The following is a 19,681-nucleotide window of genomic DNA, read 5'->3' as shown; positions in this document are numbered from 1 at the left end:
TAATTTTATTATTTGAATTATTATATTTTTTTGAAAGAGAAATATTTATAAGAATTTTGAAAATTTTTGTACAACGTCCTGTTAAAGTCTTTATTGAGTTCATAATACATCCATTAAACGAGCGGACTTCATAACGGGGAACAGAACTCTATGATAATAACGTTAACTTTTTTTTGTTCTGGTGAAGTGCAAGGAAAAGGATGGTTATAATCCGGAATAAATTAAAAAGTGAGAGAAATGAGCGAAGAAAAAATCATCAGTGTCAAGCGCCAAAATGCTCGTATCAAAACTAAAGGGCGCATTGTTTCCGATGTAGCAATGCAGCGGGTGCGCGAAATATTGAACGACGCCCCACTGACCGCCGAATACTTAATTGAAAATTTGCACCGCTTGCAAGATGCCGAAAGGTGTCTTACCACCGATCATATGGCGGCACTGGCGGCATTGATGAATCTACCGATGGCAGCGGTCTACGAAGTTGCTACGTTTTATCATCATTTTCATATTACCGATGACAGTGCGCCCGCCGTTACCGTGCGGGTATGTCGTTCACTGTCTTGTGAGATGGCTGGTGCGGGTGAATTGATGAAATCATTGCAGCAAGCGTTGGGGGAGCGTGCGCAGGTGATTGCAGCACCTTGTGTGGGACGTTGTTCCTGTGCTCCGGTTGCGGTGGCTGGGCAAAACGCCGTTGAGCGTGCAACCGTACCACAAGTTATATCGGCGGTAGAAAATGGCGATACCGCACCCGTCATTCCTGCTGCACAAACATTTTCCGATTATCAACAGCAAGGTGGTTATGACACCTACCGTCGCTGCGTGCAGGGGGAATTGACATTTGAAGAGGTTGTGCGTGCTTTGGAAGAATCTCATTTGCGTGGGCTGGGCGGTGCTGGTTTTCCGGCAGCTCGTAAGTGGCGTATCGTGGGTGGAGAGGCTGGCGATAAGATATTGGCAGTTAATATTGACGAAGGAGAACCGGGTACTTTTAAAGACCGTTACTATTTAGAGCGCGCGCCGCATCAATTTTTGGAGGGTGCGCTAATTGCAGCATGGGCGGTAACTGCGGCGGACGTTTATATCTACCTGCGTGACGAGTACCACGGCTGTAGGTTGATGCTGGAATCTGAGTTGGCAATATTGCGAGCGTCGGACATAGTTTTGCCGCGGTTGCATTTGCGCCGCGGTGCTGGTGCGTATATTTGCGGTGAAGAATCGGCGATGATTGAATCCATAGAAGGTAAGCGCGGCGAGCCTCGGTTGCGCCCACCGTATGTGGCTCAGGAAGGTGTGTTTAACCGTCCGACTCTGGAGCACAATATGGAAACGTTGCACTGGGTTCCAGAAATTTTGCGGCGGGGAGCGGCATGGTTTGCTGACCATGGACGTCGCGAACGACATGGGTTGCGTTCATTTTCGGTGTCAGGAAGAGTGAATAAACCAGGGGTGCACATCGCGCCAGCTGGCATTACTGTGCGCGAGCTGATTGATGAATACTGTGGTGGCATGGTGTCTGGACAAACGTTATACGGGTATCTTCCCGGTGGTGCGTCGGGTGGTATTTTGCCAGCTGCTTTGGATAATATTCCGCTGGATTTTGATACGGTACAGGCCGCTGCTGGCGACTGTTTTATCGGCTCGGCGGCGATTATCGTGTTATCCGAAAAAGATTGTGCCCGTGATGCCGCACTCAATATGCTGCAATTTTTTGAAGACGAATCGTGTGGTCAGTGTACTCCTTGCCGAGTAGGCACGGCTAAGGCAGCACAACTTATGCAAGCGCCAAAGTGGGATGCGGCGTTATTGGAAGAGTTATCTCAAGCGATGGCTGATGCGTCTATCTGTGGGTTGGGGCAAGCCGCTCCCAATCCTATTCGCTGTGTACTCAAGTATTTTCCACACGAAGTGTGTTAATATTTTTTGCAGGTGATTAGCGGTTAAGTTTTGGCCACGACAGTTCGCTGCGACGAATAAATTCTTGTGCGTTTGCCAGCCAAGCGGTGCGAATGCCTTGACTATAATTTAAATACAGTTTGTCATCACGAATGCTCCATGCCATTGGATCACCGCGTACCAAATATCCTTGTGCGACGCCATAGGCGCAGTGACCACCGTATTGTGGAATATAGCGTTGTGGGTCTTGAAAAAATTGTTTGCGGTTTTTGTGAGAAATAAAACGCCAGAGCACTCCCCCCCATTCTTCTTCGTATATTTCATTTCCCTTAACAGCTTTTGAGTCGTTGAAATAAGAGATGACATCATAGCCATCGGCGCCTAGTCCGCCCGGGTATTTGTAAAAATGAATATTTTTAGAGGCAGCTGTATCACTGTCTGACTTACTCAGTGCGCTGATTGTGGCGGGACCAACCGCTGCGCCGAGTAGTATGAAAAAGAAAAATAATACGGCAATAATTTTATTGGAATTCACGCGCCACCTTTTATGAAAAATAAAAACGGATTGTAATATAAAAATGCTATAAAAATGCGTGAAAGGCATGTAAAACAAGGGATTACGCGGTTTTTCGGCGGAAAATCGAATTTTTGGATGATGCCTCTAATCTCTTATGCTATCATGGCTTAGTATAAAAAATCCATTTTTGTTGCCTAACTTTTAAATTTTTTGCTATTTCTATCTATTAGCTGAGTCTAACGAATGAACAACACAAGTTGCTTACGCACCCAGTATGATTCCTGTCTATTGCCAATATACGCGCCGCCCCAGCCGGTGCTGGTACGCGGACAAGGTTCGCGTGTGTGGGATGAAAATGACAAAGAATATGTGGATTTTGGCGGTGGTATTGCCGTGCTTTCTTTGGGGCACGCTCCGCCAATTCTTACTGCGGCTATTAGCGAGCAAGCTGGGCGATTGTTGCACACATCTAATTTACATGTAAACGATGCCGCCGTGCATTTGGCTCAAAAATTAGTCGAAGAAACTTTTGCCGCTCGATCGTTTTTGTGTAATTCTGGTGCCGAAGCCAATGAAGCGGCAATTAAGTTGGCGAGGCATCACGGTTGTTCTATACAATCAGAAAAATATCATGTTCTGGCTTTTGAAAACAGCTTTCACGGTCGGGTCGGCATGGCTATGGCAGCAACAGGTCAGCAAAAAATACGTAATGGTTTTGGTCCACTGACACCTGGAATGCGTTTTGCGCCATTTAATGATTTGGCGGCGACAGCGGCGATGATGGATGATGATGTGTGCGGAATTATTGTGGAGCCAGTTCAAGGAGAGGGTGGTGTAGTACCGGCGGCGAATGGTTTTTTGGCAGGGTTGCGTGATTTAGCCGATCGTCACAAGGCTTTGTTGATATTTGATGAAATTCAAAGTGGTGCAGGCCGCACCGGTCATTTGTACAACTATATGGAGACGCATGTGACACCCGATGTGCTCACCACGGCTAAGGGGCTTGGCGGCGGCTTTCCGGTAGCGGCGATGCTAGTTTCTGAAGCTGCTGCCGCTGGTTTTCCGGTAGGAGCTCACGGTAGCACTTATGGAGGAAATCCTTTAGCGGCACGAGCGGCATTGGCAGTGCTTGGTGAAATATTAAAAGACGATTTTTTAGAGGGTGTTAAAAAGCGCGAAAATCTCTTTTGCGACAAGTTGGAGGAACTTAACAATGAATTTAACTGCTTTTCTGACATTCGTCATAAAGGCTGTCTTATCGGTATTGATATGGCTGAGGGATGGACGGTAAAAACCGTCGTCGCCACCGCGCTTGATGAAGGGCTTATTGTTATTACTGCGGGTCAGAATACACTGCGTTTGGCGCCAGCGCTGAATATTTCCGTTGAAGATATTGATGCGGGTTTTGCCCGTCTGCGTCGGGCGTTACAAATTCTGCGGATTTGAAACAAAAACGAGGCTAATTGTTTTCTAAAAGCAGAAGTAAGCCGCCGGATAGGCGCAGCTGAAAATTACTTTTGTCGGATAATTATTTCGCGAACAAAAATTTAATTGTTGCGGGTATCGTCCCAGTTAGATTTGCTGATAGCGGCTTTGACTAAGTTATTACTGTCTACAAAGCGCATGAAAAAATTGTACAACATGTTGCTTGATGCTTTGAGAGAAGTATCCACCAAAATGCATTTGCCATCGCTATAATTGACGAGGCGGACATATTGAATACAATTATCGTATTCTTCTGGGTCCAAAGCGTGTAACGTGCTGTATAAACGGTCGCACCAGTCGCTGGGACGAAATTTTTTTCCGTCGGTTGTTTGTCCTTTGATGATGATATAACAATCATCTTCATTAACAGGAGTACCGCTGGGAATTGACTGTGACATAGGTTAAATTTACAAAAGTCGTATTCTCTCTTAAATCTTCAAGAAAGGTTATTCGTGCTTTTTCTCAGAAATGAATTAAACTGATTGATTGTTCATTTTATTTTATTGCTATGCTTAAACATTATCTTGATTTTAATTCGTTGAGTGCTGAGGAAATTGCTGATTTATTGCGCCGTGCCATTGCGCGTAAGGTGCAGGTTAAGCGTGGTGAGCGCCCGCCAACGTTGGCTAGTCGTGCGTTGTTGATGATATTTGAGAAAGCTTCCACCCGCACTCGAGCGTCTTTTTCCGCCGCTATGAGTCAGGCAGGTGGGCAGGCGCAAGTTTTTGATTTGGCGCAGTCGCAGCGGGCGCGTGGCGAATCCATCGCCGATACGGCGCGTTCCATATCTTCCATGTTTGATGCGGTGATGATTCGTGCTAACCACCATGCAACAATAGAAGAATTTGCCGCTCATTCTGCATGTCCGGTCATTAACGGGTTGTCCGACCGCTCACATCCGTGTCAGGTGCTTGCCGACGTGATGACTTTTGAAGAATTGCGCGGTAGTTTAGCGGGGCGTAAAATTGCTTGGATTGGCGACTGCAATAATGTGTTTTTCTCGTGGGCGCAAGCTGCAGATATTTTGGGCGCGACGTTGGTGGTGGCTTGTCCGGCTAGTTATCGTTTTGATGAAACGCCAGCCGGAGTTACGATAACTGATTTGGATACAGCGGTGGATGGCGCAGCGTTGGTAATGACCGACGTTTGGGTAAGCATGGGCGATGAAGATGCCCATGCGCGGCAGGCGGCATTTGCTGGTTACTGCGTGAATGCTGAATTGATGGCGCGCGCCGAAAAGGACGCGCTATTTATGCATTGTCTGCCAGCACATCGTGGCGAAGAAGTAGCCGCCGAGGTGATTGATGGTCCGCACAGTGTGGTCTGGCAACAAGCTGAAAATCGCCTGCACGCACAAAAAGCGCTATTGGAAAAATTACTTGGCACGGAAGATTAACCGCCGCGTTCAAATTGGAGTAAACATGACAACAAAAAAAATTAGTAAGGCAGTACTGGCCTATTCGGGCGGATTAGATACGTCCGTTATTTTATTGTGGCTGCGTGAGGCCTATGGCTGTGAGGTAGTGACATTCACCGCCGATATAGGGCAAGGGGAAGAAATAGAGCCTGCGCGTGCCAAGGCGCAACAATTTGGTGTGCGCGAAATTTATATTGAAGATTTGCGTGAGACTTTTGTTGTCGATTATGTGTGGCCGATGTTTCGCGCCAACGCCGTGTACGAACACGATTACTTGCTTGGCACGAGTATTGCGCGCCCTCTGATTGCCAAGCGGCAGGTAGAAATTGCGGCGGTAACCGGAGCCGATGCGGTTGCACACGGCGCTACTGGTAAAGGCAACGATCAGGTGCGTTTTGAGTTAGGTTATCTGGCATTGGAGCCCAACATTGCGGTTATTGCACCGTGGCGCGAATGGGATTTACTGTCGCGTAAAAAGCTGCTGGATTATGCAGACAAACACGGTATCCCGGTTGAGCAAAAGCGCGGCGTGGCTGCACCCTATAGTATGGATGCTAATTTGTTGCACATTTCTTATGAGGGTGGTGAACTAGAAGATCCGGCGTGTGCTCCCCGTGAAGATATGTGGCAGCGCACGGCTTCACCGCAAGCGGCGCCAAACGAGGGGGAAGACGTCACCATTGACTTTGCTGCTGGTGATGCGGTGGCGGTGAATGGTGAAACGCTTACGCCAGCAGAACTTTTGACGATGCTTAACCAGTTAGGTGGCAAACACGGTGTGGGGCGTAGTGATATTGTAGAAAATCGCTATGTGGGCATGAAGTCACGCGGCTGCTACGAAACGCCGGGAGGAACGGTGTTATTGTGCGCGCGTAAGGCACTGGAAACCATCGTTTTGGATAGGGAAGTTATGCGGCTGCGCTTGGATTTGATGCCGCGTTACGCAACGCTGGTATATAACGGCTACTGGTGGAGTCCGGAGCGCGAATTACTACAAACATTATTTGATGAATCGCAGCGGCTGGTGAGCGGACGAGTGATGTTGCGACTGTACAAGGGCAATTGTCAAATTTTGTCGCGCGAGTCTAGCAATTCACTGTTTGATGAAACAGTGGCAACGTTTGAAGATGATGGCGGTGCTTATCATCAAGGCGATGCTGAAGGGTTTATACGGCTTAATGCGCTACGGCTACGATTGCAACAAAAAATCCGCAAAGCGGTTTTATAAAAAACCAAGCGCCGACTAGGCAGAAAAACTTATACAGAACATTGCTCTTAATATTTTAGGTAACAAGGAGCGTTCTACTTAGTTATTGAAAATTTTACTTTTGCGCTAATACTGTGCGGATTTAAAAATTATTGATATAGGCAGTGCACTAAATTTTTGGGGGATAAAATACAGTACCTGTGCTTGATATAATCAAAGACCAATGAATGCTGCCATTTCACCCTTGCTGGAAGCTAAAAATTTACGTTGTTCCCGCGGCGGGCGGGTTCTCTTTGGTGGATTGTCTTTTATTTTGCCAGTGGGCGGGATATTACAAATTATCGGTGCTAACGGTAGCGGCAAAACCTCGCTTATCAACATACTTTGTGGTCTACTTTCATCCGATGGTGGAAGCCTTTTTTGGAGACAAAAAAATACTCGTCGCTATGTCGAAGAGTATCGTAACGATATTGCTTATGTTGGTCACAAAGACGGCATTAAAAGTGAATTAACTCCTTTGGAAAATTTGCAATGCGCCGCCGCCATGTGTGATGACGTCGCCATTTCACCGCAACAAGCTTTGGAGCAGTGGGGGGCGCCGATAGCAGCCGTGCCTTGTCGTACCTTATCCGCTGGTCAGCGGCGTCGGGTGGCGCTGTCGCGGTTGTGGCTTAGCAATGCACGCTTGTGGCTGCTGGATGAGCCGCTTACCGCTTTGGACGCAGATGGGCAGCAACAATTGAGTGATATGGCGGTGGCGCACACCTCTAATGGTGGTGGCGTTATCATGTCTACCCACCAGCGTCCACGCTGGCCGATGTCTCCTCAAATATTGGAATTGGTATCGCCATGAAGTGTTTTTTTTTATGCTGCTGCGGCGCGATTTGTTGCTTGCTGCCCGCAATCCGGGCGATTGGCTTACGCCGCTTATTTTCTTTTTACTGGTGGCGGCGGTGTTTCCTCTCGCCGTCGGTCCCGAACCTGATACGCTGCGCCGTATTGCGCCGGGAGTTATTTGGTCGTTGGCGCTGCTGTCATCTTTGCTGTCACAGGATGCTATTTTTCGCAGTGACGCCGAGGACGGCGTTTTAGAGCAATTGCTACTTTCTCCGCAGCCGTTGGTGCTGGCCGTTTTGGCCAAAACCGCCGCTCACTGGCTTGCTTATTGTGCGCCGCTGGTGTTGCTTGCGCCATTGTTGGGCGTATGGTTGCAGTTACCTGCTGATTCGCTGGGCGTGTTATTACTTACTTTACCTTTAGGCACTGGGATTTTTAGCTTGCTGGCGGCATTTTGTGCGGCACTGCTTACGGGTGCTCGCCGTAGTCATTTTTTGGGCGCGTTGTTGGCTTTGCCACTGTGTTTGCCAGCAGTTATCTTTGCGGCCGCAACGGTTACTGCTGTGACTCCCGCCGCGCCACTGTTATTGCTGGCGGCGTTGTTCATGCTGTCTTTGACCGTACTACCCATCGCTACTGCTACGGCACTGCGGTTGGGTTCTGGGTTTCGCTAACCTATGTGGCGCGCTATTTATCGTTTGGGTTCACCGCGTGATTTTTACCGTCTGGCGGATGTTATGCGACCGTGGTTGGCGGCGTTGTTTATTGCTCTGGTGGGAACGGGGTTATATGGTGGATTGGTTGCCGCTCCTGCTGATTATCAGCAGGGAGATGGTTATCGTATTATTTTTGTTCATGTGCCGGCGGCGTGGATGTCATTGTTCGTGTACGTTAGCATGGCCGTCATGGCTGCGGTGACTCTCATTTGGCGTGGCAAAATGGCCGCTATTTGTGCCCGCGCCGCCGCGCCGGTAGGAGCAGCATTTACTTTTCTTGCCTTGGTAACCGGTTCTATTTGGGGTAAGCCAATGTGGGGAACTTGGTGGGTGTGGGATGCGCGGCTGACTTCGGAACTCATCCTGCTTTTTTTATATTTAGGTTATATGGCATTGTCTACTGCTTTTTCTGACCGTCGCGCAGCCGCACAAGCCGGTGCTGTTTTGCTACTGGTAGGTGTGGTTAATGTTCCTATTATTCATTTTTCGGTGGATTGGTGGAACACGCTGCACCAGCCGGCCACTATTACCAAATTGGGTGCTCCGGCCATGCATCCAGACATGCTGTTTCCTTTGTTGTTTATGGTCGGGGCATTTATGGTGTTTTATTGCCTTGTTCTGAGTACGCAAGCACAAGCGTTGCTTTTGGAAGAAGAAGGCAGTACTCGGTGGGCTCAACAAATCGTTCGGAGCGAAAGAGGATTGGGTTAGTGGAAGATTGGCGGCTTTTTTTTGAGATGGGCGGTTACGGTGTTTATGTATGGTCGTCTTATGGGTTGTCGCTTCTTGTGCTGGCGTTGTTGTGGTTGGCAGTTCATCGCCGTAAAGTGCGTGCTTTGCAGAGATTGGTGCAGCGCGATACATGACTCCACGCCGTCGTCGTCGTCTTATTTTGGTACTGTGTGTTCTTGTCGGTGCTTCGGCAACAGTGGCACTTACTGTTGCCGCTTTTCGACAAAATCTTTTATTTTTTTATACGCCTACACAAATATTAAAAGAACTTACTTTCTCCAAAAGGCCGGTGAGGTTAGGTGGATTGGTGGTTGATAATTCAATAGTGCGGGAAACGGGTGATTTAGAAGTGCGCTTTGCCGTAACCGACACTATTAATGCGGTTACTGTTTCTTATAGTGGGGTACTACCAGATTTATTTCGTGAAGGGCAGGGTGTGGTGGTGCGCGGTGTGTGGCAAGCAGGTGTGCTGGTAGCTGATGAAGTGTTGGCTAAACACGATGAAAATTATATGCCGCCAGAAGCTCACGACGCACTCAAAGCTGCTGGTTCTTTGCAACAATGATTGCTGAGTTAGCTCAAGTGGCGCTGGCACTGGCGCTGTTGTTGGCGCTGTTGCAAGCCGTTATACCGCTTGCTGGCGCGTGGCGACAACGTGTCACGTGGATGGCGGCGGCGGACAATTTCGCATTGGCGCAATGCTTTTTTGTAGCACTGGCGTTCGCATTGCTAATGTTTCTTTTTGAGAAAAACGATTTTTCTGTGCTGTATGTAGCTCAAAATTCCAATACCGCTTTGCCGCTTGCCTATCGGTTGTCTGCGGTGTGGGGCGGCCACGAAGGTTCATTGCTGTTGTGGTTGCTCATGCTGTCGGGATGGACGGCAGCGGTTACTGTATTTGGTCGTCGTATGCCGCTAACTATACGGGCGCAAATTATCGGCGTGTTGGGGCTGATAAACGTAGGGTTTTTGCTTTTCATGTTATTTACGTCTAATCCTTTTACGCGATTGTTTCCCATTCCGGACGAAGGGCGTGATTTAAATCCGCTATTGCAGGATATAGGGCTTATTATTCATCCGCCTATGCTGTATATGGGATATGTAGGTTTTTCGGTTGCTTTTGCCTTTGCCATTGCCGCACTTTTGTCTGGTCGGATGGATTCGGCTTGGGCGCGTTGGGCGCGACCGTGGACTTTGGCTGCATGGGGATTTCTTACTATTGGCATTATGCTTGGCAGTTGGTGGGCCTATTATGAATTGGGTTGGGGAGGATGGTGGTTTTGGGATCCGGTGGAAAACGCTTCTTTTATGCCTTGGTTGGCTGGTACCGCTTTGCTGCATTCATTAGCTGCTACCGAAGCGCGCGGGGTGTTTAAGCCATGGACGGCATTGTTAGCTATTCTTACTTTTTCACTGTGCTTATTGGGTGCTTTTTTGGTTCGTTCTGGCGTGTTGACGTCAGTACACGCATTCGCAACTGATCCCGAACGTGGGTTGTTTATTTTGTTATTACTAGTGCTTACCGTGGGTGGTTCGCTGTCGTTGTATGCTTGGCGAGCACCGCGATTGGCTGGCGCGGGACGCTTTGCTTTGGTATCGCGTGAGACGGGCATTTTGCTCAATAATATTTTTCTTGTCGTGGCGGCGTTCAGTGTGTTGCTTGGCACGATTTATCCGATTTTACTGGACGCGCTGGGCGTAGGAAAGATATCGGTGGGGCCTCCTTATTTTAATTTAATTTTCGTGCCGCTAGCGGTGGTGCCTGCCGCTTTGGCTACTGTTGGCTCGATCTGTCGCTGGAAAAGTGACACCGCTTCGAGACTTGCCGGAAAATTATTTTCTCCCCTACTGACGGCAATTATTGTTGGTGTTTTGTTGCCCTTATTTTTTGATGGTGGGTATCAATGGACAGCGGTGCCAGGACTTGTTCTTGCTGGTTGGATATTATTGGGTGTATTGCGTGGTGTTGTCGACCGGTTGCGTGCTGGTGGCGGTGTTAATGGCGGTTTTTGGGGCATGTCTGTGGCCCACGCTGGCGTTGCCGTATTTATTGTTGGTGTCACGCTGGTGAGTGTTTACTCTCAAGAAAAAGACGTCCGATTGGCTATCGGTGAGCCGCAATTGTTAGGTTCTCACATTTTTGAATTGGAACACATTGGTTCTGAAGAAGGTGGTAATTACCGCGCTATTGTGGGGCAAGTGCGGGTGCGTAAGGGAGATGCCACAGTCGCCTTGCTGCGACCAGAAAAACGCACTTATCATGCTAGCCCTGATAATACGATGACGGAGGCGGGCATTGCCGTAGGTTGGAGCGGCGACTGGTACGTGTCACTGGGCGAGCCGCTGGGTGACGGCGCTTGGAGTGCGCGTTTGCAATTCAAATCTTTTGTTCGTTTTATTTGGGGTGGTGCATTGCTAATAGCGTTGGGTGCAGCAATAGCCGCTGCTGATCGCCGTTATCGCCGCCGTCGTGTCACATGAAGCGCCTACTACCGCTACTTATTTTTTTGCCGCTGGCGGGGATTATGCTGGCGGGGTTGTATTTAAACCCACGTCATGTGCCGTCGCCGCTGGTGGATAAACCGGTGCCTGCTTTTTCACTACCATCTCTCAGTGAACCGGAGCGGCATATCACACCTGAAGATTTTCGTGGGCACGTATGGTTACTCAATGTCTGGGCATCGTGGTGCGTAAGTTGTCGTGCTGAACACCCATTGCTGGTTAATTTGTTGCAAGAGGAAACCATATTGGTGGGGCTGAATTATAAAGATATCGGTGATAGCGCTCTTGCGTGGCTGAAACAATGGGGAAATCCGTACCGCGTGTCAGTGATAGATGCCGATGGTCGTGTTGGGTTGGACTGGGGCGTATATGGGGTACCTGAAACTTTTGTCATTGATGACGGCGGAATTATTCGCCACAAACATGTGGGGGTGCTCAACGAGCGCGATATTGTGGAAACTATTTTACCGTTAGTACGGCGCTTACAAGATGCTGCGTCCAAATAATGAATATTAAATCATCACGAAAAATTGTTGTTCAGTTGCTGGCGATAATTTGTTTTTTCTCCATTATATTACCTGCTGTCGGTGGTGGTATTGACATTACACATTTTGATGATGAGCAGCAAGAAATTCAATACGCGAGCCTTATTAAGCAGCTGCGTTGCTTGGTTTGTCAAAATCAAACGCTGTCCGAATCGGACGCGCCACTAGCCAAAGATATGCGTCTTATTATTGGTGATATGGTGCGCGCTAATGCTGGTGATAAGAAAATCATTGATTTTATGGTGGCGCGTTATGGCGATTTTGTATTGTATCAACCACCTGTTAAAGGTAGTACGGCGGCATTGTGGTTGGCACCTTTTGTGCTGGTGGTAATGGCGTTGGCGCTACTACCAACCACCCTTCGCCGGCAGCGGCGTGCCGAACTTAGTGTTGCTCAACGTCAAGACGCTGCTCGTCTGTTGGAAAAAAAATGAATATTACTTTTATAGTTGTCGCTTTGCTAATGATGTTGTTGTCGTTGGCGTTTGTGTTGCCTGCTTTTTTACGGCGGCCATGCAATCAACATGATACTGCGCGTGATGAAAACATTAGTGCTGCCCGAGAGCGATTGGATGATGCTCGCGCTGTCGCTAGTGATACTACTCCTGAAGAGGTACATGAGTATGAGGAAGAAATTGCCTATCAGTTGTTGCAAGAAGCGGGTAAAGAAATATCACCTGCGTTAGCCGTACAGCCTGTGTTTAAAAAAGACTGGCGTAGTGTGGTGTTTACGACGGTTGTATTGTTGCTGTTTACACCGCTGCTGTATTTTTTTCTTGGTACGCCCGCAACGTTGATGCCGCCGCCGAGTATAGAAGAACTCACTGCTAAACTAAAACAGCGTACTGTTACTCATCCGCAAGACGCCGAGGCGCTAGCTTGGCTAGGAAGAGTGATGGGCGCGCAGGGCGACTATGCTGCTGCTGCTGACTATTATGCCCGCGCTCGCGCCGTCGTTGGTAATACGTCAGAGTTACTCGCGGCCAACATTGACGCGCTGATGATGAAGGGGTTGTCGACCGATGATGACACACTTAGCGGTTTGTTGACGGTAGCACTTATAAAAACGCCTGAGGCGCCATCTATTTTGTGGCTTGCTGGCTTGCACGCTGAGCGGCGTGGGCTTTTAGATGAAGCGCTTGGCTATTGGTGGCGAGCACACGATAATTTGGCTGACGTTCCCGAAGCACAAAATGATATTGCTGTCGCTATTACCGACTTGGAAGAAAAATTGGTCGCCTCCAGTGCTACAAAAGCGAAAAAAAGCAATGTGGTAGTTATAGTGCAATTAAGCCAAACTCAACGTGTGGATGAGTCCGATACGCTTTTTATTTTTGCCAAGGCTGCTGATGACGGTGCTTCGGTTCCATTGGCGGTGCGTAGTTTGACAACATTCCAACTGCCGCTTACGGTAACATTGAGCGATGACGATGCCATGGCACCGGCGATAAATATGAGCAGTACTGACAGCTACGATATTGTTGCCCGTCTTTCTCAAAGCGGTAATGCCATTATCCAGCAGGGTGATCGCCAGGGCAGTGTTGATGGCGTGTCTGCGGGTACTATGGTTACCGTACTTATCAACACTATATCTTCTGGGGGCAAAAAATGATGTGTTTTTTTCAGCATATCAAGGATAATTAACTTTTTATTAAATAATAAATGATAAGGAAGTTATTCAAGTAATGGAAATCACCTGCACTGTTAACGGCATTGTGCGACATCTGAATAGCGGCGGGACCGTCTCTGACTTGTTGAACACCATGAATTTACGTGGACAAAAAATTGCCGTGGAAAAAAATGGAATCATTGTTCCCCAAAGTAGGCATCAAAATGAATGTCTTCATAATGGCGATGTGATAGAGATTGTCACTGCCGTGGGAGGTGGCTGATGGCAGATTGTTTACGTATTGCCGGACGTGATTATGCTTCACGGCTTTTGGTGGGCACTGGAAAATATCGTGATTTTGATGAAACTCGTGCTGCTGTTGATGCCAGCGGTACTCAAATTGTTACTGTTGCCGTGCGTCGTACAAATATCGGTCAGGACGCAGGTGAACCTTCATTACTGGAGGCTTTGCCGCCAAATCAATTTACCATTTTGCCAAATACCGCCGGCTGTTATGATGCCGCTGCCGCTGTGCGGACGCTTAAATTAGCACGAGAATTGTTAGGTGCTTCGCTTGTCAAACTGGAAGTGTTGGGAGACGAGAAAACGCTGTTTCCCGATGTGGTACAGACATTGGCAGCGGCAAGGGAACTGGTAGCGGATGGTTTTGATGTGATGGCCTATACTAGTGATGACCCAATTGTGGCGAGAGAATTGGAAAATATCGGTTGTGCAGCGGTTATGCCACTGGCCTCTCTCATCGGCTCTGGCATGGGCATCGTTAACCCGCATAATTTGCGAATTATCATAGAAAACGCGCAAGTACCGGTGATTGTAGATGCCGGAGTGGGTACGGTATCAGATGCCGCCATTGCTATGGAGTTGGGTTGCGATGGTGTCCTCATGAATACCGCCATTGCCAAAGCGCGTATGCCAGTACGAATGGCTGCTGCCATGCGCCTGGCTGTTGAAGCTGGGCGGGAAGCATATTTAGCCGGTAGAATGACACGGCAGGATTATGCCGCCGCACCTTCGTCGCCGACGGCCGGCATTATCGGAAAATAATAAACACTGTCGCTGTTGGTAATTGACATGACGCACTCACAAATTCCTGCTGTCAAAGGCGTACGCAGTTATGTACGTCGTGAAGGACGTATTACCGTTGCGCAAAAGCGCGCTCTGCAACAACTGTGGGCGTGTTATGTGACAGATGCGGCAGCGGATATGGATTGGCCGGTACTGTTTGGTCGTAAGGCGCCGTTATTTATTGAAATTGGCTGTGGTTATGGTGAGGCGCTGGCAGCGTTGGCGTTGGCACAGCCGGAAAATAATTATGTCGGTTTTGAAGTGTATACACCCGGTGTGGGGGCGCTACTTAATAAATTGGATTCAGCGCAAATAACCAACGCACGTGTTGTTTGCGCTGACGCTGCTTTGTGGTTGCCGCAAATGATCGCTGACGATACGTTGGCTGGCGTGTACGTGTTTTTTCCTGATCCGTGGCCAAAAAAACGCCATCATAAGCGCCGTTTGCTCAACCCCGCTTTTGTTGCGCTATTGGCGCAAAAAATCATGCGCGGCGGGTTTTTTCACATGGCTACCGATTGGCAATCCTATGCCGATGCCACAAATGATTATTTTTTGGCTAATGCCTGTTTTGAACGTATGTCCGAGGCGGAAGCGGCGAAGAGGTTGGCGGCGCGTCCACATACCCGTTTTGCTGAACGTGGGATTAACGAAGGTCGGGGGACGACTGATATTATTTTTCAGCGAATTACATAAATTAAGCGATTTTTTCATCAAACCTGCTTAGAAAAAAAAGAGCATAATTACGTAATATTTTATCTTACAATACGTAATTGTTTTTCTATTGAATGACGCTCAAATTTTAGCGGTTGAATGAATGGGATATGCAATGGTTTGAAAGATTGGCGGGAAAGTAGGAAAAGGCATTTGTAGTTATAATTTTTTTAGTATGGAGAGAGAGAAATGAACAATTCAATTCCCGCGCATGCGCGGATTGTTATTATCGGTGCTGGTATTCACGGCTTATCTGTGGCAGCGCACCTCAAGACTGCCGCTGACGTAGTCATTGTGGACAAGTCAACTATCGGTGCTGGCGCTTCTGGCATTGCTTGCGGTGTAGTACGCAACAACTATTATCAACCTGCTATGCGCGAATTGATGGCGCACAGTGTTGGTGTTTGGGAAAGCGATCCAGAAGCATTTTCGTATCACTCTGTCGGCTATCTACAAATCAGTATGGAATCTATGCGTGAGCAAGTGCGCGGAATTGCCAAAGAACAGGCTGATATTGGTTATGAGTCCAAATTTATTGAAGGAGCTGAGCAAACGCGACAGTACATGAAACAAATTTATCCCGATTGGCGTGCCGAAGGTGTTACTTCAGTGTTACACGAAAAGCGTGGGGGGTATGCCAACAATAAGGCATCAATACAGGGGCTCGCGCAAAAAGCTTGTGCTAACGGCGCAACGATTATTGAAAATACTGCCGTCGTTGGTCTTGATACGGATTCGTCGGGTGCAGTGCGAACGGTTAGAACGACACGTGGCAATATTGATTGCGAGCAGGTCGTTATCGCTGTCGGTCCTTGGGTGTATGAGTGTTGGAAAATGTTGGAATTGCCGCAATGCATACCAGTTGCCGCCGGCGGCACAAGCGAAGAAAGAGCCATGTGGCGCTACTGGTCTTTGCAAGAGGGAACTCTGGGTGTAGCACCGGACTTTCTTACCGATGCGAGCGGTGGTTTGCCACCGGTGGTGCATGTAGATTCTGATGCAGCGTTGCGCTCCATAGTGGATGGTCACATTATCACTGAAAAGCCGTGGGGGATTTATTACAAACCAGATTTTCACTTTAATGGTGTGCAAGGTGGTGCGGCACCACACGAGGTACTTCGAAATGCCGTTGATGTGTCGGTTGACCCTTATGGTCCCGATTCGCCAGAATTTATTGTTGGTGAAGATTTTGCTGAAATGTGGATGTCGGCATTAGCGCACTGTCAGGAACGATTTTCCACTGAATGGTCACAATATCGGCGCGAACCGTCCGGTGGCATTGGCTGTTTTACACCGGATAATTTTCCGGTTTTTGACCGTATTGGTGGCGACAATGTTTATTTTATTGCCGATTCTAATCACGGTTATAAAATGATTGGCGTGGGTGCTTTGGTGGCAGCAGAATTGCAGGGTGACGAACAACAATTGCTTAAGCCGTTTCGATTTTCTCGTTTTGCTGAGGGGCAAACGCATCCAGTTTCTAATAGTCCGTTTCCTTGGAGTTAACATGTCTCACCGTTATTTGTGTGAAGACACATACACTGGTAGTCGTGCGTCTGTGGAGTCTGCTGTCACGCTTATTCCTGATGCCTATACAGATTCTGATTTTTTTGATTTGGAGCAGCGGCAGGTGTTCGGCCGCAACTGGGTGGTCGCAGGACCTGCAACTCAAGTAAAAAATACCGGTGATATTCTAGTCACCGATATTGGTGGTCAATCGGTTATTATCACTCGCGATGAGGGGGGGGGATTTGCGAGGTTTTTACAATGTCTGCCGGCATCGCGGTACACAACTGTGCGCTGCCAGTGGCGCTGTCAAAAAACATATTATTTGCCCTTATCACGGCTGGGGATACAATTTGCGTGGCGACTGCGTGGGCACACCGCTTTTTGACAAGGGCGCTAATCGTCGGATGATAAAGATGCATGACATGTCTCATTTGCGCGATTTTGACAAAAAGGAATTTGGACTATTTCCGGTGCGTGTAGCACAGTGGGGTATGTTGGTATTTGCCTGTCTGGATGATACCGCGCCGTCACTGCAAGACGTTGTCGGTGATTTATCAACTCGATTGGCTAATTACCGGCTGGACGAATGGGAAGTGTTGGGAGAGCGCACATACGACATTCAGTGTAACTGGAAATTGTTGGTTGAAAATGCCGTGGAATACTACCATTTGCCGTGGGTACACCCGCGGCTTGCTAAAACATCGCGTATTGTTGACCACCATCGGTGGCAGGGTGACGGAATGTATTGTGGAATTTGCACTTCTCCGGTTACTACTACTGATGACGCTGGCTGGCTTAGTATGAAAAATTTGTCTGGTTTGTCTACAGTGGAACAGGCTAGCGGTTATTTTTTTGGATTGTTTCCCAACGTGATTATTTTCGTTATGCCGAGTCATGCCTTTATCATTTTAGCGCGTCCCGTGTCGGCGTCACGGACGACTGAAACGGCATGGCTTGTCAGCCATCCTGAGTGTGCCAAAGATGCTTCCAACAAAGAAATTAATGAAGTGTTGAGTTTTTGGGATGAGGTGAATTTGGAAGATGTTAGCATTTGCGAAAAAGTGCAACGAGGACTTGCGCAGAATCCTTATGCGGGTGGTCGCATGTGTTATCACTTTGAGGAGCCGGTCCACCGCTTTCAAAATATGGTTATTGACGCGATGGTTGGGCGTCGACATATTCCTGTCGGTTCAGCGGAATCAACGGCGGCTTAGCGAAAAACGGTAACAGGAAACCATATCTTTAAATTGATAAGAAAAATTTTGCGCTTGGCATAAAATGCGGGTTTTATCGTATTTTATATTTCTGTGAGTATTTTCACCACCAGCGGGATTGAACAAACACATGCGTGGAAGGAGTTGCAGGCGCATCAACGTACGCTGATCGGTACGCATACGCTGCGGCAATTGTTTGCCGAAGACTCGGCACGGTTTGATAATTTCTCTTTGCAGTTAGATGATTTGTTGATGGATTTTTCCAAAGTGTGCCTGACTGCTAAGACCGTTTCATTACTGATTCAGTTAGCGCAAGCTGCGGGTGTTGAAGCGCGGCGTGATGCACTATTTTCTGGTGATGCTGTTAATGACAGTGAAGACCGCCCAGCATTACACACCGCCTTGCGCAGCCAAAGTAAGTCTTCTTTGATTGTTGGTAGTATTGATATTATGACTGCGATTCGCCAATCACAGGCGCGTCTTATTGATTTTGCTAAACGTATTCGCCACGGTAATCTTACTGCCACTAATGAGCAACCTTTTACCGATGTAGTCAGTATCGGTATTGGAGGTAGCGACTTGGGGCCACGCTTAGTGGCAACGGCGCTGCGTTCGTATCACGATGGTCCGAGGTTGCATTTTGTTTCTAATATTGACGGTACTCATTTTGCTGATATCGTGGCCACGCTGGATCCGTGTCGAACGCTATTTATTGTGTCCTCCAAAAGCTTTAGTACCACAGAAACACTCGCTAATGCGGAAATGGCAAAAAACTGGCTGGCTCATGCTGTTGGCGACAATGATGTTTGGCGGCATTTCGCGGCGGCAACGGCTGCGCCTGAAAAAGCAGCAGCTTTTGGTGTCGCCCGCGAATGTATATTTGAATTGTGGGGCTGGGTGGGTGGACGTTATTCATTGTGGTCGGCAATTGGGTTACCACTGCTCATTGCTGTCGGCACAAAACATTTTTTTGATTTGCTGAGCGGTGCACATTGTATGGACAAGCATTTTTGTGCGGCACCGGTATCGAAAAATTTGCCGCTTATGTTGGGGCTTGTTGGCGTTTGGCACCGTAATTTTTTTCGCTATCCAACCCGCGCGGTGTTGCCGTACAGTCACCGGCTACGGCATTTGCCGGCTTATTTGCAGCAGTTGGATATGGAAAGCAATGGCAAACAGGCGGGTGCCGGTGGGAGAACCGCTGTACGACATACCGGACCGGTGGTGTGGGGAGCGACCGGGAGCAATGCGCAGCACGCTTTTTTTCAATTGCTGCACCAAGGTACGGACGTTGTTCCGTGTGAATTTGTCGCAGTTGCACGCAGCCACGATTCGGCACTAGACGCTAATCATCGTGTATTGCTAGCAAATTGTTTGGCTCAATCCGAAGCGCTGCTTCATGGTACTAGCGGCGATATTGAACCTCATCGTCGTTGTGTTGGTGGACGTCCTTCCATTACTTTGTTGTTTGAAAAAATAACACCTTTTACGCTGGGAAGGTTACTGGCATTGTACGAACACCGCACCTTTGTGGAAAGCGTTATTTGGGGTGTGAACGCTTTTGACCAATGGGGCGTGGAATTAGGAAAATCACTGATTGGCGAGCTGTTGACCGTTATGGATGATGAGGGTATTGCCGGGAAAGATTCATCTACCCGTGGGCAGGCCGCACATTTGCGTCGTCTGCGCTGAATAACT

22 protein-coding genes are annotated in these 19,681 nt (G+C 48.3%); 20 read left to right on the top strand and 2 right to left on the bottom strand.

Features of this window, described 5'->3' with window-relative positions; translation table 11 throughout:
- Nucleotides 1–237: 237 nt before the first annotated feature.
- Entirely contained in the window at nucleotides 238–1,914 is a 1,677-nt protein-coding gene (locus NQX30_03625; protein ID MDM5147460.1) for an NAD(P)H-dependent oxidoreductase subunit E, read from the top strand.
- A gap of 16 nt (nucleotides 1,915–1,930) precedes the next feature.
- On the opposite strand, the gene NQX30_03620 is transcribed toward NQX30_03625, so the two are convergent.
- Nucleotides 1,931–2,428 (bottom strand): YHS domain protein, encoded by a 498-nt coding sequence (locus NQX30_03620; GenBank protein ID MDM5147459.1) that lies wholly within the window; start codon nucleotides 2,426–2,428, stop codon nucleotides 1,931–1,933.
- A 225-nt stretch (nucleotides 2,429–2,653) separates the two neighbouring features.
- On the opposite strand from NQX30_03620, the gene NQX30_03615 reads away from it, so the two are divergent.
- Complete coding sequence (locus NQX30_03615) at nucleotides 2,654–3,856, top strand: acetylornithine/succinylornithine family transaminase (GenBank protein ID MDM5147458.1); 1,203 nt, start codon at nucleotides 2,654–2,656, stop codon at nucleotides 3,854–3,856.
- Between the two features lie 101 nt (nucleotides 3,857–3,957).
- Here NQX30_03615 and NQX30_03610 read toward each other — a convergent pair whose 3' ends face one another.
- Entirely contained in the window at nucleotides 3,958–4,293 is a 336-nt protein-coding gene (locus NQX30_03610; protein ID MDM5147457.1) for a DUF3579 domain-containing protein, read from the bottom strand.
- A gap of 110 nt (nucleotides 4,294–4,403) precedes the next feature.
- Here NQX30_03610 and argF point away from each other — a divergent pair, with 110 nt between their 5' ends.
- The 18 genes from argF to pgi all read left to right on the top strand — a co-directional run bounded on the left by argF (nucleotide 4,404) and on the right by pgi (nucleotide 19,675).
- Nucleotides 4,404–5,291 carry an ornithine carbamoyltransferase gene (argF, locus tag NQX30_03605; protein MDM5147456.1) on the top strand — a complete coding sequence of 296 codons (888 nt, stop codon included), beginning with the start codon at nucleotides 4,404–4,406 and terminating at the stop codon, nucleotides 5,289–5,291.
- A gap of 25 nt (nucleotides 5,292–5,316) precedes the next feature.
- Nucleotides 5,317–6,540 carry an argininosuccinate synthase gene (locus NQX30_03600; protein MDM5147455.1) on the top strand — a complete coding sequence of 408 codons (1,224 nt, stop codon included), beginning with the start codon at nucleotides 5,317–5,319 and terminating at the stop codon, nucleotides 6,538–6,540.
- A gap of 202 nt (nucleotides 6,541–6,742) precedes the next feature.
- Nucleotides 6,743–7,372, top strand: coding sequence for a cytochrome c biogenesis heme-transporting ATPase CcmA (gene ccmA / locus NQX30_03595; GenBank protein ID MDM5147454.1), 630 nt, complete (start codon nucleotides 6,743–6,745; stop codon nucleotides 7,370–7,372).
- A gap of 13 nt (nucleotides 7,373–7,385) precedes the next feature.
- Nucleotides 7,386–8,030: a heme exporter protein CcmB gene (ccmB, locus tag NQX30_03590; protein ID MDM5147453.1), complete on the top strand. Its 645-nt coding sequence runs from the start codon at nucleotides 7,386–7,388 to the stop codon at nucleotides 8,028–8,030.
- Between the two features lie 3 nt (nucleotides 8,031–8,033).
- The gene (locus NQX30_03585) at nucleotides 8,034–8,783 is read left to right on the top strand and encodes a heme ABC transporter permease (GenBank protein ID MDM5147452.1); all 750 of its coding nucleotides are present in this window, start codon (nucleotides 8,034–8,036) and stop codon (nucleotides 8,781–8,783) included.
- Nucleotides 8,783–8,938 carry a heme exporter protein CcmD gene (gene ccmD, locus NQX30_03580; GenBank protein ID MDM5147451.1) on the top strand — a complete coding sequence of 52 codons (156 nt, stop codon included), beginning with the start codon at nucleotides 8,783–8,785 and terminating at the stop codon, nucleotides 8,936–8,938. Before NQX30_03585 ends, ccmD begins: the two co-directional genes overlap by 1 nt.
- Complete coding sequence (gene ccmE, locus NQX30_03575) at nucleotides 8,935–9,369, top strand: cytochrome c maturation protein CcmE (GenBank protein MDM5147450.1); 435 nt, start codon at nucleotides 8,935–8,937, stop codon at nucleotides 9,367–9,369. Before ccmD ends, ccmE begins: the two co-directional genes overlap by 4 nt.
- Entirely contained in the window at nucleotides 9,366–11,285 is a 1,920-nt protein-coding gene (locus NQX30_03570; protein MDM5147449.1) for a heme lyase CcmF/NrfE family subunit, read from the top strand. The genes ccmE and NQX30_03570 overlap by 4 nt, the downstream gene beginning before the upstream one ends.
- On the top strand, nucleotides 11,282–11,812 hold the full coding sequence (locus tag NQX30_03565) for a DsbE family thiol:disulfide interchange protein (GenBank protein MDM5147448.1): 531 nt from the start codon (nucleotides 11,282–11,284) through the stop codon (nucleotides 11,810–11,812). Before NQX30_03570 ends, NQX30_03565 begins: the two co-directional genes overlap by 4 nt.
- Nucleotides 11,812–12,285: a cytochrome c-type biogenesis protein CcmH gene (locus NQX30_03560; GenBank protein ID MDM5147447.1), complete on the top strand. Its 474-nt coding sequence runs from the start codon at nucleotides 11,812–11,814 to the stop codon at nucleotides 12,283–12,285. The genes NQX30_03565 and NQX30_03560 overlap by 1 nt, the downstream gene beginning before the upstream one ends.
- Complete coding sequence (ccmI, locus tag NQX30_03555) at nucleotides 12,282–13,463, top strand: c-type cytochrome biogenesis protein CcmI (GenBank protein MDM5147446.1); 1,182 nt, start codon at nucleotides 12,282–12,284, stop codon at nucleotides 13,461–13,463. The genes NQX30_03560 and ccmI overlap by 4 nt, the downstream gene beginning before the upstream one ends.
- Nucleotides 13,464–13,536: 73 nt before the next feature.
- Nucleotides 13,537–13,743, top strand: coding sequence for a sulfur carrier protein ThiS (thiS, locus tag NQX30_03550; protein MDM5147445.1), 207 nt, complete (start codon nucleotides 13,537–13,539; stop codon nucleotides 13,741–13,743).
- Nucleotides 13,743–14,525, top strand: a complete 783-nt coding sequence (locus NQX30_03545; protein MDM5147444.1) for a thiazole synthase — start codon at nucleotides 13,743–13,745, stop codon at nucleotides 14,523–14,525. The genes thiS and NQX30_03545 overlap by 1 nt, the downstream gene beginning before the upstream one ends.
- A 27-nt stretch (nucleotides 14,526–14,552) precedes the next feature.
- On the top strand, nucleotides 14,553–15,242 hold the full coding sequence (gene trmB, locus NQX30_03540; GenBank protein ID MDM5147443.1) for a tRNA (guanosine(46)-N7)-methyltransferase TrmB: 690 nt from the start codon (nucleotides 14,553–14,555) through the stop codon (nucleotides 15,240–15,242).
- Nucleotides 15,243–15,449: 207 nt separating this feature from the next.
- The gene (locus NQX30_03535) at nucleotides 15,450–16,766 is read left to right on the top strand and encodes an FAD-binding oxidoreductase (protein ID MDM5147442.1); all 1,317 of its coding nucleotides are present in this window, start codon (nucleotides 15,450–15,452) and stop codon (nucleotides 16,764–16,766) included.
- A 1-nt stretch (nucleotide 16,767) separates the two neighbouring features.
- A complete protein-coding gene (locus NQX30_03530) occupies nucleotides 16,768–17,154 on the top strand; it encodes a hypothetical protein (GenBank protein MDM5147441.1) in 387 nt (128 codons plus the stop codon).
- Nucleotides 17,135–17,983, top strand: coding sequence for a hypothetical protein (locus NQX30_03525; GenBank protein MDM5147440.1), 849 nt, complete (start codon nucleotides 17,135–17,137; stop codon nucleotides 17,981–17,983). The genes NQX30_03530 and NQX30_03525 overlap by 20 nt, the downstream gene beginning before the upstream one ends.
- A 99-nt stretch (nucleotides 17,984–18,082) precedes the next feature.
- Nucleotides 18,083–19,675 carry a glucose-6-phosphate isomerase gene (gene pgi / locus NQX30_03520; GenBank protein ID MDM5147439.1) on the top strand — a complete coding sequence of 531 codons (1,593 nt, stop codon included), beginning with the start codon at nucleotides 18,083–18,085 and terminating at the stop codon, nucleotides 19,673–19,675.
- The last annotated feature ends 6 nt before the right edge of the window (nucleotides 19,676–19,681 follow it).

This window comes from Candidatus Persebacteraceae bacterium Df01, assembly GCA_030386295.1.
GTDB classification, from domain to species: domain Bacteria; phylum Pseudomonadota; class Gammaproteobacteria; order Tethybacterales; family Persebacteraceae; genus Doriopsillibacter; species Doriopsillibacter californiensis.
Note: the sequence above shows the minus strand (reverse complement) of the source record. Positions and strands in the feature narration are given on the sequence as shown.

Excerpts from the sequence above, each read along its gene's own strand:
- NQX30_03625 (MDM5147460.1), top strand. The coding sequence starts at position 238 with ATGAGCGAAGAAAAAATCATCAGTGTCAAGCGCCAAAATGCTCGTATC.
- NQX30_03615 (MDM5147458.1), top strand. The coding sequence starts at position 2,654 with ATGAACAACACAAGTTGCTTACGCACCCAGTATGATTCCTGTCTATTG.
- NQX30_03610 (MDM5147457.1), bottom strand. The coding sequence starts at position 4,293 with ATGTCACAGTCAATTCCCAGCGGTACTCCTGTTAATGAAGATGATTGT.
- argF (MDM5147456.1), top strand. The coding sequence starts at position 4,404 with ATGCTTAAACATTATCTTGATTTTAATTCGTTGAGTGCTGAGGAAATT.
- NQX30_03600 (MDM5147455.1), top strand. The coding sequence starts at position 5,317 with ATGACAACAAAAAAAATTAGTAAGGCAGTACTGGCCTATTCGGGCGGA.
- ccmA (MDM5147454.1), top strand. The coding sequence starts at position 6,743 with ATGAATGCTGCCATTTCACCCTTGCTGGAAGCTAAAAATTTACGTTGT.
- ccmB (MDM5147453.1), top strand. The coding sequence starts at position 7,386 with ATGCTGCTGCGGCGCGATTTGTTGCTTGCTGCCCGCAATCCGGGCGAT.
- NQX30_03585 (MDM5147452.1), top strand. The coding sequence starts at position 8,034 with ATGTGGCGCGCTATTTATCGTTTGGGTTCACCGCGTGATTTTTACCGT.
- ccmE (MDM5147450.1), top strand. The coding sequence starts at position 8,935 with ATGACTCCACGCCGTCGTCGTCGTCTTATTTTGGTACTGTGTGTTCTT.
- NQX30_03570 (MDM5147449.1), top strand. The coding sequence starts at position 9,366 with ATGATTGCTGAGTTAGCTCAAGTGGCGCTGGCACTGGCGCTGTTGTTG.
- NQX30_03565 (MDM5147448.1), top strand. The coding sequence starts at position 11,282 with ATGAAGCGCCTACTACCGCTACTTATTTTTTTGCCGCTGGCGGGGATT.
- NQX30_03560 (MDM5147447.1), top strand. The coding sequence starts at position 11,812 with ATGAATATTAAATCATCACGAAAAATTGTTGTTCAGTTGCTGGCGATA.
- ccmI (MDM5147446.1), top strand. The coding sequence starts at position 12,282 with ATGAATATTACTTTTATAGTTGTCGCTTTGCTAATGATGTTGTTGTCG.
- thiS (MDM5147445.1), top strand. The coding sequence starts at position 13,537 with ATGGAAATCACCTGCACTGTTAACGGCATTGTGCGACATCTGAATAGC.
- NQX30_03545 (MDM5147444.1), top strand. The coding sequence starts at position 13,743 with ATGGCAGATTGTTTACGTATTGCCGGACGTGATTATGCTTCACGGCTT.
- trmB (MDM5147443.1), top strand. The coding sequence starts at position 14,553 with ATGACGCACTCACAAATTCCTGCTGTCAAAGGCGTACGCAGTTATGTA.
- NQX30_03535 (MDM5147442.1), top strand. The coding sequence starts at position 15,450 with ATGAACAATTCAATTCCCGCGCATGCGCGGATTGTTATTATCGGTGCT.
- NQX30_03530 (MDM5147441.1), top strand. The coding sequence starts at position 16,768 with ATGTCTCACCGTTATTTGTGTGAAGACACATACACTGGTAGTCGTGCG.